This is a genomic window from Paraglaciecola arctica, from assembly GCF_018861065.1.
In the GTDB taxonomy this organism is placed as follows: Bacteria; Pseudomonadota; Gammaproteobacteria; order Enterobacterales; family Alteromonadaceae; genus Paraglaciecola; species Paraglaciecola arctica_B.
This window is the reverse complement of the sequence record NZ_JAHKQO010000038.1, coordinates 14,758-28,360: the sequence shown is the minus strand read 5'-3', so window position 1 is coordinate 28,360 and position 13,603 is coordinate 14,758. Positions and strand designations below refer to the sequence as shown.

12 protein-coding genes are annotated in these 13,603 nt (G+C 40.4%); 4 read left to right on the top strand and 8 right to left on the bottom strand.

Features of this window, described 5'->3' with window-relative positions; translation table 11 throughout:
* Positions 1-36 precede the first annotated feature (36 nt).
* Positions 37-627: a DNA endonuclease SmrA gene (gene smrA, locus KO534_RS17600; protein ID WP_215931570.1), complete on the top strand. Its 591-nt coding sequence runs from the start codon at positions 37-39 to the stop codon at positions 625-627.
* Positions 628-646: 19 nt separating this feature from the next.
* On the opposite strand, the gene KO534_RS17595 is transcribed toward smrA, so the two are convergent.
* Positions 647-817, bottom strand: coding sequence for a hypothetical protein (locus KO534_RS17595; RefSeq protein WP_215931568.1), 171 nt, complete (start codon positions 815-817; stop codon positions 647-649).
* A gap of 294 nt (positions 818-1,111) precedes the next feature.
* The gene (gene purL, locus KO534_RS17590) at positions 1,112-5,002 is read right to left on the bottom strand and encodes a phosphoribosylformylglycinamidine synthase (RefSeq protein ID WP_215931565.1); all 3,891 of its coding nucleotides are present in this window, start codon (positions 5,000-5,002) and stop codon (positions 1,112-1,114) included.
* Positions 5,003-5,222: 220 nt separating this feature from the next.
* Between purL and mltF the strand changes: the two genes are divergently transcribed.
* Positions 5,223-6,716: a membrane-bound lytic murein transglycosylase MltF gene (gene mltF / locus KO534_RS17585; protein WP_289849147.1), complete on the top strand. Its 1,494-nt coding sequence runs from the start codon at positions 5,223-5,225 to the stop codon at positions 6,714-6,716.
* 12 nt (positions 6,717-6,728) lie between these two features.
* Here the strand turns inward: mltF and KO534_RS17580 are convergent, their stop codons facing one another.
* A complete protein-coding gene (locus KO534_RS17580) occupies positions 6,729-8,156 on the bottom strand; it encodes a polysaccharide lyase family 7 protein (RefSeq protein WP_252732249.1) in 1,428 nt (475 codons plus the stop codon).
* 255 nt (positions 8,157-8,411) lie between these two features.
* On the opposite strand from KO534_RS17580, the gene KO534_RS17575 reads away from it, so the two are divergent.
* Complete coding sequence (locus KO534_RS17575) at positions 8,412-8,564, top strand: hypothetical protein (protein ID WP_215931561.1); 153 nt, start codon at positions 8,412-8,414, stop codon at positions 8,562-8,564.
* Here KO534_RS17575 and tadA read toward each other — a convergent pair.
* Positions 8,561-9,064, bottom strand: a complete 504-nt coding sequence (gene tadA / locus KO534_RS17570; RefSeq protein WP_215931559.1) for a tRNA adenosine(34) deaminase TadA — start codon at positions 9,062-9,064, stop codon at positions 8,561-8,563. The genes KO534_RS17575 and tadA overlap by 4 nt on opposite strands.
* Positions 9,065-9,258: 194 nt before the next feature.
* On the opposite strand from tadA, the gene KO534_RS17565 reads away from it, so the two are divergent.
* Complete coding sequence (locus KO534_RS17565; protein WP_215931557.1) at positions 9,259-9,501, top strand: hypothetical protein; 243 nt, start codon at positions 9,259-9,261, stop codon at positions 9,499-9,501.
* Positions 9,502-9,598: 97 nt separating this feature from the next.
* Here the strand turns inward: KO534_RS17565 and KO534_RS17560 are convergent, their stop codons facing one another.
* The 4 genes from KO534_RS17560 to guaA all read right to left on the bottom strand — a co-directional run bounded on the left by KO534_RS17560 (position 9,599) and on the right by guaA (position 13,541).
* Entirely contained in the window at positions 9,599-10,726 is a 1,128-nt protein-coding gene (locus tag KO534_RS17560; protein WP_215931600.1) for a 1-acyl-sn-glycerol-3-phosphate acyltransferase, read from the bottom strand.
* Positions 10,727-10,848: 122 nt separating this feature from the next.
* Complete coding sequence (locus tag KO534_RS17555; RefSeq protein WP_215931555.1) at positions 10,849-11,403, bottom strand: YaeQ family protein; 555 nt, start codon at positions 11,401-11,403, stop codon at positions 10,849-10,851.
* Between the two features lie 57 nt (positions 11,404-11,460).
* On the bottom strand, positions 11,461-11,922 hold the full coding sequence (locus KO534_RS17550) for a GNAT family N-acetyltransferase (protein ID WP_215931553.1): 462 nt from the start codon (positions 11,920-11,922) through the stop codon (positions 11,461-11,463).
* Between the two features lie 41 nt (positions 11,923-11,963).
* Positions 11,964-13,541 carry a glutamine-hydrolyzing GMP synthase gene (guaA, locus tag KO534_RS17545; protein ID WP_215931551.1) on the bottom strand — a complete coding sequence of 526 codons (1,578 nt, stop codon included), beginning with the start codon at positions 13,539-13,541 and terminating at the stop codon, positions 11,964-11,966.
* Between the last annotated feature and the right edge of the window lie 62 nt (positions 13,542-13,603).

Sequence of the window (13,603 nt, the reverse complement as noted above, 5' to 3'; positions counted from 1 at the left end):
CCAAAGCTAGATGTATTCTTTAAATAGGAAACTAAAATGCGAAATACTGAACTATTGGAAGATGGTCTAGACGACTTCTTAAAAGAGTTGGAAGACGTAAAACCTATCAAACAAACAGATACTGTGGCAACCTGCCAACAAAAGAATACCTTGGCGCAGCAATTAAAACGACAAGCGATTGAGTCTGCTCATAACCTCACTAATAATTATTTAAGCGTTGAAAAAGTTGAACCTGTAGATCCTTACGATCACATAAGTTTTAAGTTAGACGGTGTACAACAAGGTGTGTTTAAAAACTTAAGAATGGGCAAATACAAAATTGATTTTGTGTTAAATCTTCAACAAAAAAAATTCGAACAAGCTAGAACGTCACTGTTCACTCAAATCATAGAAAGCCATAAAAAAGGCGAACGCACCTTATTAATTAAGCATGGACTAGGTTTGCACTCTAAACCCTTTCCGGCATTAATTAAAAGTTATCTGCATCAATGGTTGCAACAAATGCCAGAAGTCATTGCATATCACACTGCACAGCCCCATCACGGCGGCAATAGTGCAGTTTATGTGTTACTAAAAAAGAACCAGCACGATAAAGCGAATAATCGCGAGTTACATCGCAGAAAATAGTTTTTATTGAGTCAGAAAACTACTGCGTGTTCTTTATTTGGACTTGAGACTGAGAGTGTGGGTTTGTATCTATGGAAATTTGCGGAAGTGTTGAGGATTTGGCAGAAGCGCTGAAAATAGCGGCAACAATGAGAAAAATAACGGTGACTAACACACCAGCTAGGCCAAAACCTTTGTTTGAACGATTCATGAGCGTCTCTTATTATTTTTAATTTGTAATTTTGTTAAATACATATTGATTTACACTTTATTAACATGCAGAAGACGAACTCCCTGTCAACATGTGACTAAATATTAATCACTATTTTACTGATATACAAGGATTTTATTTTTTCTTTCATTATTAACTTGAAATTATCAGAATTTTAAGCTGACCGGAGTGCTTATCACTCCGGTCATTAACAAAATACAACGTCTAAAAATACTGCATATCAATATCCACTAATAAGGATATTGATTGTTTTTTTGAGAGAAAGTTTCAAATCTACCCAAGATAAACTCTAGCGTTCCTAAACATACGCATCCATGGGCTGTCTTCTTGCCAATCTTGAGGGTGCCAAGAGTTAGCGACCGTTCTAAATACTCTTTCAGGATGCGGCATCATAATGGTGGCTCTTCCATCACTGCTGGTTAATCCTGCAATGCCAAGTGGTGATCCGTTCGGATTTGCTGGGTAGCTTTGGGTAACGTTTCCGAAGTTATCTACGTATTGCAACGCAACCGCGGCACTTTGCAACGCTTTTGATGCACCTTGATCAGTGGCAAATTCTGCGCGCCCTTCCCCGTGAGAAACAGCAATAGGCATTCTCGAACCCTGCATACCGTCAAAAAATACCGATTTAGATGATTTAACTTCTAACATAGCAACACGTGCTTCGAATCGTTCTGATTGATTGGTGACAAAGTGCGGCCACAAATCAGCACCAGGGATCAGCGATTTCAAATTAGACATCATCTGACACCCATTACACACACCTAAAGAAAACGAATCTTGGCGCGCAAAAAACTCAGCAAACTGATCTCTAGCTTGGTTATTAAACAAAATTGATTTAGCCCAACCTTCGCCGGCACCTAATACGTCTCCGTAGGAAAAACCACCGCAGGCTACTAACCCTTTAAACTGATCTAACGACTGTTTCCCTGACAATAAATCACTCATATGTACATCGATTGCGCTGAATCCTGCACGGTCAAATGCGGCGGCCATTTCTACATGCGAGTTAACCCCTTGCTCACGCAAGATGGCAATACGCGGAGCCACACCTTTCAAGATAAACGGGGCAGCTACATCTTCTGTGACGTCAAAACTTAATTTGACATGTAAACCGGGATCTTTGACATCTGCCTTAGCTAAGTGTTCTTGTTCGGCGCAACTTGGATTGTCTCTGAGTTTTTGCATGTGCAGAGTGGTTTGTGCCCATGTTTGACGATAAAATACTCGGCTATTTTCAAGCACAATCTGGCCATTTTGTTTAAATTCGATCTGGTCAGTATTGTTGAGGTTACCTATAGTGTGAACTAATTGCTGGATACCGTGTCTGGCAAATACGTTTAATACCAGCTCTTTATCAGCTTTAGCTATTTGTACAACAGCACCAAGTTCTTCATTAAACAATAATTCGATTGCTGAGCCGTTAAGCTCATCCAAATCAATACTTACACCAGTTTTTCCGGCAAACGCCATCTCGACGATAGACGTAAACAAACCGCCGTCAGATCTGTCGTGATAAGCCAATAACCGCTTTTCATTCACTAGTTGCTGAATAGCTAAGAAGAATCCTTTTAAGATTGGCGCTGAGTCTACGTCTGGAGCCTGATTACCGAGTTGCTGATACACCTGAGCTAAACATGATGCTCCAAGACGATTTTTTCCTTGGCCTAAATCAATTAATAATAATTCGCTATCGGCTTCTTTGGTGTTCAACTCTGGTGTTAAGGTTTTGCGAATATCTTGAACTGCTCCAAAGGCCGTAATCACCAAAGATAGTGGCGAAGTAACCGACTTATCTCCTTGTTCATCTTGCCAAGTGGTTTTCATAGACATCGAGTCTTTGCCCACAGGAATAGTAATTCCCAAAGCAGGACAAAGTTCTTCACCGACTGCTTTAACCGCTTCGTATAGACCTGCGTCTTCTCCGGGATGACCTGCTGCGGCCATCCAATTTGCCGATAAATTGATGCGTTTTAAATCACCAATATCCGCAGCGGCTAAATTGGTTAACGCCTCTCCGACTGCCATTCGAGCCGACGCTGCGTAATTGATTAGAGCAATAGGTGTGCGCTCGCCCATTGACATAGCTTCACCTTGATAAGTATCAAAAGCACTAGCGGTTACTGCCACATCAGCTACTGGCACTTGCCATGGACCCACCATTTGATCTCGTGCCACTAACCCTGTTACTGAGCGGTCTCCAATGGTAATTAGAAAGGTTTTTTCAGCCACTGTAGGTAAAGTCAAAACTCGCTGCGCAGCGTCCGATAAATTCATCAGGCTGGTATCTACTGCCTTAGCGTCTAACGTCTTTGATGTTACATCTCGATGCATTTTAGGGGTTTTACCAAGTAACACTTCCAGCGGCATATCAATGGCGTTATTTTCAAAATGTTGATCACTTAGGGTCAAATGTTCCTCTTCAGTTGCTTCACCCACCACTGCAAAAGGCGCTCGTTCACGTTGACAAATATTTGCAAAGGTTTCTAGGTTTTCGGGTGCGACCGACATCACGTAACGTTCCTGTGACTCATTACACCAGACTTCTAAAGGGGACATGCCAGGTTCATCATTTGGCACGTTTCTGAGTTCAAAACGACCTCCCCGTCCACCATCACTGACTAATTCAGGAAACGCGTTAGACAAACCACCCGCCCCTACATCATGGATAAACTGGATAGGATTGTTTTCACCCATTTGCCAGCATTTATCGATAACTTCTTGGCAGCGGCGTTCCATTTCTGGATTTCCCCGTTGTACAGAGGCAAAGTCTAAGTCTTCGCTAGATTGGCCGGACGCCATAGAAGAAGCTGCGCCTCCTCCTAAACCGATATTCATCGCTGGTCCACCTAGCGCAATAAGCTTGGCACCAACCGTAATTTCACCTTTTTGAATATGTGACTTTCGAATATTACCCAAACCACCAGCGAGCATGATGGGTTTATGGTAACCGCGCACTTCTTCGCCGTTAAAACTTGTGACTTTTTGTTCGTAGGTTCGAAAGTATCCTAAAATGCTGGGGCGACCAAATTCGTTATTAAACGCAGCACCGCCAAGAGGGCCGTCAATCATGATGTCGTAGGCACTGACAATACGCGCAGGTTTGCCAAATTCTGTTTCCCAAGGCTGCTCAAAACCAGGAATTCGTAAGTTAGACACTGAAAAACCTACTAAACCAGCTTTAGGTTTTGAACCTCTACCGGTTGCGCCTTCATCACGAATTTCACCTCCAGAGCCTGTGGCAGCCCCAGAAAACGGTGCGATAGCGGTAGGATGATTGTGGGTTTCAACTTTCATCAAAATATCGATGTCTTCATGATGGTATCGATATTCATTACCTAAAGCGTCAGGGAAAAATCGCCCAGCAAAACTGCCTTCCATTACCGCTGCATTATCTTTATAGGCTGAATGAACATTTTCACCGCATTGCTCATAAGTATTCTTGATCATTTTAAATAATGACTTGGGCTGAACTTGGCCGTCTATTGTCCAGTCTGCGTTAAAAATTTTATGGCGACAATGCTCTGAGTTGGCTTGTGCAAACATATACAATTCAACATCATTTGGGTCACGACCCAATTGACTGAAACTATCAAATAAATAATCCACTTCATCTTCCGCTAACGCTAAACCGAGTCTAACGTTTGCATGCTCTAATGCCGTTTTACCTTGACTTAGCATGTCGACAGAAGTCAATGCGGTAGGATCACTTTGCACAAACAATGACTCTGCAGCTTGAAAATCAGACATCACGACTTCAGTCATTCTGTCGTGAAGTAATGCTTTAATGGTTGCGAGCTCGGCCTCAGTTAGATTTTCAGCTTGTAAATAATAAGCCACACCTCTTTCTAAGCGCTGAACTTTACCTAGACCACAGTTATGAGCAATATCTGTCGACTTAGAAGACCAAGGAGAGATTGTGCCTGGTCTTGGGGTAACTAACAGCAACGTACCTTTTGGTTGGTGTTCTTGAATACTTGGGCCGTAAGTTAACAACTTGGCTAATATTGAATCTTCTTGCTCAGTGAGCGGTTCAGAAACCTTTACAAAATGTGCATATTCGGCGTAAATACCAGAAACTGGCAAAACATTTTCAGCAAATTGAGCAAGACATTTTTCAATACGAAAATCGGATAAAGCAGGTGTACCGCGCAGCACTAACATAAAGTCATGACCTATAGCAGAATTCGTAAAAATTGTTAAAGAATACGAATCGATGATTGAGGAATTTTAAGGCGCGGATTATAGGGTAATTTATCTAAATTTATAAGCGCCAGAGTAGCTAAAATTCCAGTTTTATTTGTTTTATTTCATAACTTTACTTGTTGGAGTGCATGACCAAACAGTCAAGTTTTGTTAGACTATGGTATGCACAAAGCACTGGATGAAATCTTATTATTTGTTCACAATAGGATCTCATATAAAATGCTTCCTAAATATTGAGGGTATAGTTATTCGCTTACAGCATGGTCTCGCTTTATTTCTAATACTGATTATTGGTGGCTGTAATGACATCAAACATTCTTCTAGCTTGGGGGACGTATTAGAAGCAGGGGTATTAAAAGTTGGCACTACCTATGGACTCACGACCTATTACAACGGTGCGACAGGACCCGTTGGCTTTGAGTATGAATTAGCCGAAGGTTTTGCTGCCTACCTTGGTGTAAAACTTGAAGTCTTACCTTATTACAATTTAGATGATTTGTTTCCCCAGTTAACTGACGCTAATTTAGACATGATCGCGGCTGGTATGAGCGTTAACCCTGAAAGATTTCAAAGATTTAAATTTGGTCCAGGCTATCAAAGTGTCAGTGAAAAATTAGTCTTCAAGCAAGGTAAAGAGTGGCCAAGAAGCATCCAAGACTTAAAAGGCAAATTGGTGATTGCAGCGGGAAGTAGTCATCATGATTCTTTATTAAGGTTGCAACAAGAAGATCCGCAACTGAGTTGGCAAGAAACGGCTGACACCGACATGGAAGAACTACTTGAGATGGTGTTAAACGAAGAACTTGACTACACCATAGCTGATTCCAACATTCTGGCCTTAATGCGCCGCCGCTATCCTGAACTATCAATTGGTTTTTCAATTAGTCCCGAACAAGACGTAGCTTGGGCAGTTAACAAGGATCGGGATGATTCCTTACTGGCCGCCTTAATTGAATACTTTGGCATTATTCAAAACAATGGCACATTAGCCGCGTTAGAAGACAAATATTTTGGCCATGTAAGACAATTTAATTATGTAGATACCAGAGCATTTATAAGGTCATCTCGAGAAATTTTGCCTAAATTCAAACCTTGGTTTGAACAATACTCTAACGATCTTGACTGGCGTTTATTAGCAGCAATGAGTTATCAGGAAAGCCATTGGCGTCCCGATGCAAAGTCGGTCACTGGCGTGCGTGGCATGATGATGTTGACACTCGCGACGGCTAAAGACTTAGGCATAGTATCGCGTCTAGATCCTGAGCAAAGTATTAAAGGTGGTGCTAAATACTTAACCAATCTGCTTAAGCGTATACCAGACCGAATTACCCACCCTGACCGCTTATGGTTTGCACTGGCTGCCTACAATGTGGGATTAGGCCACTTAGAAGACGCAAGAGTATTAACTGATCGCCAAGGCGCCAACCCCGATATGTGGGTTGACGTAAAAAAACGACTGCTCCAGCTACGACAGAAAAAATATTACAAAACCACTCGTTACGGTTATGCACGAGGTAATGAGGCGGTTGCATACGTAGACAACATTAGGCGTTATTACGACACACTTGTGTGGTTAGATGAACAACAACCACAAATTTTAGAGCCTGAAACGCCACCTGAAATAACGCCAGAAGATTCGACATTGGCAAATGATTCGGAAGTAGCTGAATAATAACCCCCTGATTTATTCGCTAGCTGCGTAACCATTATGGGCGTTGCGAATTGCGTAAAACGTCGCTTGCGCATACTCATCGATGTCGCTGCTGTTATTTAGGTGATAAACCCCCACCTTAAAGTAGTGATATTGATCTTGAGTATCAAACAAACTATCTGACATATCCAAAGACGTTTCCACGTCATCTTTTCCTTCGCGGATAATAGTCACCGTTAATAAATTCGCGGTCACGTTAATGCGATAACTAAACTTTTCATCCAGCGCAATACCATCGCCAGGATCACTCGCGCTGTTACTTCTTGAACCAATCATTTCGACATAGACCTCATCACTATCTTCAACACGGCTTTCATGGGCAAAATAAATTGAGCCTTTATTGTTGTTAGGTAATTTTCGATAATATAAACGAATTGGCTCATCATTATTGGCATGTATTTGCCCAATAACTAAACGTCCAATTTGATAATTTTCACCCGTTGTAGTGACCTTATTTACCGCAAGAGTCACATTCAACTCACCATCAACGCCACCGGCGTTAGCCTGAGTTAGATTAGATGTCGATCCAAATACCCAATTATTTTTGTTAACACCTTGAGTGCGAATTGAAGAGTCGCCACGGCGTAACATTTCCCGTAGTTCAACTCGTACATAACTGGTATTCGCTGATGTCTTAAACCCGTAACTAGGTGATCGCATCACTATGCCGTTATCTGCTGAGGTATAAAAATACTCAGAATTTGTATAGCCTGCAGCGAGCGTGTTTTCGTCTATTGAATCAGAAGTACCGTTGTTATCTTCATCAGTGGGAACGCTTAGGTACCAGTCAAGAAGTTCAATACCCAATTCATTGGGAAACGAATCTAAAATTTTTCCATCTGCGCCTTCACAGCTATGCGCTTGTACTTCAACGATACTATTCCAATCATTATCTGAATTGCCCATACCAGTAAGTTTTATAAAACGCGCGTTACTCGAGGTTAAGTCAACTTGTTCAAAACCACTGTGTTTGCCACTTGAACTTGAATCAGTTAATACATTTTGCCAGCTGCTCTGGTCAATTGAAGTCTCTATCTTAAAGTAAGCTTGTCGCTGTGCGCCTTGATGCCACTTAATTTTTAGCGAGCCAATCGACTTTATTGCACCTAAATCAAATATAAGCGCTTGTTGAGTCCCCAAAGAAGACCACCGTGATTCAGGTGTTGTATCTGCATCAATTGTTTTCGCTGCAGTAAAGTCAGCGTCAACTTCGCCTTCAAAACTTACGTTTATAATAGGATATTGTTCGTTAACACAGCTAATCGGAGATTCTGGAGCCTCTGTGACAGGATCTGGCGATACCACTGATGTAGCGATTGAATCAGAGCCGCCGCTGCAGGAAAACAGCACAAAACAGAAAAGCAAACTGGTGATTTTATTTCTAAGTGACATTTCAAACATTGATACACCTACCATCCATTTTTAATGCAAATCGTAATTAGCAATAAAGTGGGAAATTTTGGTTAAATATTGACTGCAATAAATAGATACTATCATTAACTATTTAACGAGTAATATCGTCAATATATAGGCAATACTGCTGACTTAGCTTCAAACAATCCTAGTGTCATAAATTTTTAACAAAGTTAACTTATCTTAGTTGAAACTTTGTGAGTAATTGTCGAGTCTATATATTCAATATTTTAGGAGTTAAAAATGAAAAAACGTCACACAACAGTTAATAGAAATCGCTTAGGGAGTAATAGCCGAAGGCGTCAGCTATTAAAACGAGTTCATCAAAAAGTCATATCACGTCGCCAAAACTTTCAAATCATAGAGGCGACTGAAGAGTTATCACAAGCCTGTTAAAACAACCTGTCACCTTTTCCTTCGCGCTTCAGTAATTTCTTTTGTTCTCTTCGCAGTTTAAAAAAAGCTGATAGTTTGTCTCCACACTCTTGAGCTAATACCCCTGCGTTTACTTCAACTTTATGGTTCATTCGCGGATCACTGAGTAAATCGAACAAACTCCCTACCGCTCCTGTTTTAAAGTCTGACGCGGCGAATACTAGTCGTTTTATACGACTGTGGATCAATAACCCTGCGCACATAGTGCAAGGTTCAAGGGTTACGTATAAACAACTGTCTATTAATCGATAATTTTGCATTTTTTTACCGGCGTCGCGTAGTGCCATCATCTCAGCATGTGCCGAAGGATCATGTAAACTAATGGATTGATTCCACCCTTCTCCGATAATCTGATTATCTTTGACCAACACCGCCCCCACCGGAATTTCGCCTTGTTCTTGTGCGTTATCTGCCAATGACAAAGCGTGGCGCATCCAAAATTCGTCCTGTTCAATACTCAATGGTTGTATTTCTCTACTTTTGGTTAATTACATCACTAAATTGGCTATTTTCACCAAAACATAATATCGACTTTTCATAAAAACCACTTAACCATCTGATAAATATAGACTTTTAATTATGGTCAATTATTTGCTTTGTTATACGCATAAGCATAAACTTTTTATTAAACGTATCAAGGTAAAGGGGATAAAACATGAATATGACAGCCATCGCGATAGTTGCTTTAGTTTGTTGGGCAATAGTTGAGCTAGTAAATGGCCCAAGAGGCAAAAGCAAAGACAAGAAAGCTGCCGCTCAAGTTAATCAAACAAATGACTTAGAGCGTGAAGTAGCGGCAATGCGTGACCGAATTGAAACCCTTGAAAAAATCGTAACCGACGAAAAATACGATCTAAACCGTCAATTTGATGATTTGAAAAAAGACAAGGTTGCTTAGCAACCTTTTTTTTGCCATTCGTGGAATGCACAAATATTAGTACTGTTTGTACACAACTATGTATTTAAAACCGTAAACTGAAATAAATACCGATAAATTAGTCGTTTTTTCTAACATATGAACAAGCATACATATGAAGAAGTTTGTTTTGTTCTTCTACAGGTAAGCCGGCTATTCTACCCTGCAAATAATCCATAGCAGCTTGGGTATATAGGTCAGTTTCGGCATGACTTTTATTTTCTTTCGAGAGCATTTTTGCCGCAACGGGTCCAGTTGAAAAAGTATCATATCCCTGCAGTATTTGCTGATCGATATGGGCCGCGACTTCTTTGGCGTTGTTAAATTCATCTTCTACTAACTCACCAAAATGGATATGCACTCTACCTTTTTGGCCAGTAATGCCACTGACTATGCTTTTCACATCTTCATTATCAGGTTTGTCATAACTGCCTTCCTCTTCAACTTTTTGTAGCTCTTTGGCTTTATTGATATCGCAAGGGTCAAATTCATAAGATATCGAAACAGGTACAATACGTAGGTTTCGAATGTACTCTGAAAACTCAATAGTTTTAGGTTTGTTTAATGCCAACATAGATAATATGGCAGGATTGGTGAGATCATTTCCATCTTTAGCCCTACCCTCACGTTGCGCAATCCAAATGTGTTGTTGATCTGACTTTAAGGTAAATTCAATATACTCACTCAATAATTTTGCGGCAGATAATTTCTCGCGTCTATCAGTTGCAGAGCGTTTAACAATAAAGCATTTATTTAACCTAATTAAATCTGCAACCCATTCTTCTTTTAATAAGTTATCACCTACTGCAATTCGTACTGTATCTTGTCCATTCAAATGTAATGCCCAATTTACGAATGTAGGATCTAATGCAATATCTCTATGGTTGCTCATGAACAAACATGCTTTCGATAAATCTAATTTATCTAATCCACTCACCGTAAAAGACTCGGTAGTGGTATTAATCATTTTTTCAATATAAGGCTCGATTAAACGTTGAAAACCTCTAAGGGTATCTATTTCACTTATCTGATTGATTATGTATCGACGGGTAAAATAGCCTAGCGCTGGGTGCATGAATTTTGGCCAGCCACTAAATTTAAAAGCCACAATACTATTGATGAACTCTTTGTTATTAAAAAGCTTGGATAAAACAACGGATAAGTCCACGTCGTCATAAGGGCGAATTGAATCAAACTTAGTAGGCATCTTGTTAGTATTGTCTCTACTGAAAAAAGGCGGCATATTTTGCCGTTTAAACGACCAACGGGCAAATTATTTAATGTAAATATGTGCAACCATGACCGAGTTTGAAACAAAGCCCATTAAAATTAGTTTTGTTTTGATTGCAATGTTTGCCAATTTACTTCTACTTGCGAATCTGCAGCAGCGACAAAAATAGACTCATCACTTAAGGTGATAGATAACTCCATCGTTCGAGTAAGCAGCTCACTTAAACCTTGGACTTCATGCCAATCAAAACACAATACATTCACAGGCAAATTATCAAACTGCTTTTGTGATTGTTTCCACCATTCTTTGGATTTTGAGTTGAAACTATAGACATAAGTTTGTTGCGCTACACGACAGCTTTTTTTGATACGTTCAAAACTTGGCTCACCTACATCTATCCACAAATGCAATTGGTCATCTAAACTACGTAACCAAATATCTGGCTCGTCAATGGCGCTTAGTCCTTTAGTAAAAGACATTAACTTTTGATTATCTTGGTATGCATGCAAACAAAACACTAAAACACGAACCATCATTCGTTCTTTGGTTTCTGATGGATGTAATGCGACAGTTAAATTAAGGGTATCGAAATAATTATGATTGAGATCGGATACAGATAATTTGAATTTATAAATAGTTGGCTTTAACGCCATAAGTAGAGATTTCCGTAGATATTTTCATAATTGCTGTGCGGGCTGAGCAACACTGAGTTACTGGGATAACTTCATTTCAACTAGCGAAATTTTAAATCCTATTTTTTCGTAGGCTTTAAGTGCTGAGCTATTGTCTGCATAGGCTTCAAGATAAAAATCTTGCATGCCTTTGAGTTTACCCCATTTAATCAGTTCTTGAATAACCAATTGATTAACCCCTCGTCCTCTGTGGCTAGGGGCGACATACATAAACCCAAGGTAACAATGAAAATCATGAATCAAGTGCGCTTTTGATTCTTTAATTCTCGCATAACCAGAACCAACCAGAGCTCCGTCTTCTTCGGCAACCAGCACCTTAGAATTGTCACCCGCTATTAACGCACCTATATCGTAATAACAAATATTCTCTGGCTTTAAACAACTATTAAACGGTCGTTCAGTGGAGATTATACCTTGTTCAAACTCTTTCAATATTGGCAAGTCTGCTTGTTCTGCAGCTCTTATTGTTATTTTCCCCATAGAACTATTGACCTTTTTAACTTATCTATTTAACGACTGAATTATTCCCATTCAATAGTTGCCGGTGGTTTTCCTGAAATATCATAAACTACTCGAGATATTCCATCAATTTCATTAATAATACGGTTAGACACTTTGCCTAAAAAGTCATAAGGTAAATGAGCCCAATGTGCGGTCATAAAGTCAATGGTTTCAACTGCTCGTAACGACACCACCCAATCATACTTGCGCACATCGCCCATGACCCCAACGGATTTCACGGGTAAAAATACCGTAAACGCTTGGCTAACTTTGTGATACAAATCAGCAGCGTGTAATTCTTCAATAAAAATCGCATCAGCTCGACGTAACAAATCACAATATTCTTTTTTCACTTCACCTAAGACTCTTACTCCTAAACCCGGCCCAGGGAAAGGATGGCGATACAACATGTCGTAGGGTAAGCCTAACTCTAATCCAATTTTGCGTACTTCATCTTTAAACAATTCACGTAATGGCTCAACTAATCCCATTTCCATATCGTCAGGTAATCCACCCACATTGTGGTGTGACTTAATCACATGAGCTTTACCTGTTGCAGAAGCAGCTGATTCAATGACATCTGGATAAATAGTCCCCTGAGCTAACCATTTAGCATCCACCAGTTTTTTAGACTCTTCGTCAAACACTTCTACAAAAATACGCCCAATAATTTTGCGTTTCGCTTCTGGCTCATCGGTGCCAGCAAGTGCTGCAAGAAATCTATCTTCCGCTTCAATCTTACGAATATTCAATCCAAAATGATCGCCAAACATATCCATCACTTGTTGACCTTCGTTAAGACGGAGTAGACCGTTATCAACAAAGACACATGTAAGATTTTTGCCAATTGCACGATGTAACAACATAGCTACGACCGAAGAATCAACCCCACCTGACAGCCCTAAAATAACTTGGTCGTCACCGATTTGCTTTTTCATTTTGACAATGGCATCTTCGATGATTGCTGCGGGTGTCCATAATTTTTCGCAGCCACATATGTCTAAAACAAAGTGCGATAAAATGCGCTCCCCTTGACGTGTATGTGTGACTTCTGGGTGGAACTGCACCCCATAAAATTGTTTTTCTGCATGCACAAACGCAGCAAAAGGACAGCTATCTGTTTTCGCAGTAGTGGTAAAACCTGGAGGAGCCGCGCTGACTTTATCTCCGTGGCTCATCCACACATCAAGTAACGCATTGCCATTGGCACCTATGTGGTCCTCAATGTTATTCAACAAAGCCATATCAGCAACGACTTCAACCTGTGCATAACCAAACTCACGTTTATTGGAGCCCTGCACCGCACCACCAAGTTGCTGTGCCATCACTTGCATGCCGTAACAAATACCTAATACTGGTACCCCTGCTTGATACACGTATTCTGGCGCGCGGGGTGAGTTGTCTGCATGCACTGACTCTGGGCCACCTGATAGAATAATCCCATTAGGATTAAACTCACGAATTTGTTCTTCGCTGACATCCCACGCCCAAAGCTCACAATAAACACCAATTTCTCTGACTCGGCGTGCAATTAATTGGGTGTATTGCGATCCAAAATCGAGGATTAAAATACGTTGGTCGTGGATATCTAAGCTCATTGGGATACTCTTTTAAAAATAGAATAGAAATGTGAACGCTAATTGCCTAACAAAAAGCGTTC

Bases quoted from the DNA above. Each gene is read 5' to 3' on its own strand.
- smrA (WP_215931570.1), top strand. From the start codon at position 37: ATGCGAAATACTGAACTATTGGAAGATGGTCTAGACGACTTCTTAAAA.
- KO534_RS17595 (WP_215931568.1), bottom strand. From the start codon at position 817: ATGAATCGTTCAAACAAAGGTTTTGGCCTAGCTGGTGTGTTAGTCACC.
- purL (WP_215931565.1), bottom strand. From the start codon at position 5,002: ATGTTAGTGCTGCGCGGTACACCTGCTTTATCCGATTTTCGTATTGAA.
- mltF (WP_289849147.1), top strand. From the start codon at position 5,223: ATGAAATCTTATTATTTGTTCACAATAGGATCTCATATAAAATGCTTC.
- KO534_RS17580 (WP_252732249.1), bottom strand. From the start codon at position 8,156: ATGTTTGAAATGTCACTTAGAAATAAAATCACCAGTTTGCTTTTCTGT.
- KO534_RS17575 (WP_215931561.1), top strand. From the start codon at position 8,412: ATGAAAAAACGTCACACAACAGTTAATAGAAATCGCTTAGGGAGTAAT.
- KO534_RS17565 (WP_215931557.1), top strand. From the start codon at position 9,259: ATGAATATGACAGCCATCGCGATAGTTGCTTTAGTTTGTTGGGCAATA.
- KO534_RS17560 (WP_215931600.1), bottom strand. From the start codon at position 10,726: ATGCCTACTAAGTTTGATTCAATTCGCCCTTATGACGACGTGGACTTA.
- KO534_RS17555 (WP_215931555.1), bottom strand. From the start codon at position 11,403: ATGGCGTTAAAGCCAACTATTTATAAATTCAAATTATCTGTATCCGAT.
- KO534_RS17550 (WP_215931553.1), bottom strand. From the start codon at position 11,922: ATGGGGAAAATAACAATAAGAGCTGCAGAACAAGCAGACTTGCCAATA.
- guaA (WP_215931551.1), bottom strand. From the start codon at position 13,541: ATGAGCTTAGATATCCACGACCAACGTATTTTAATCCTCGATTTTGGA.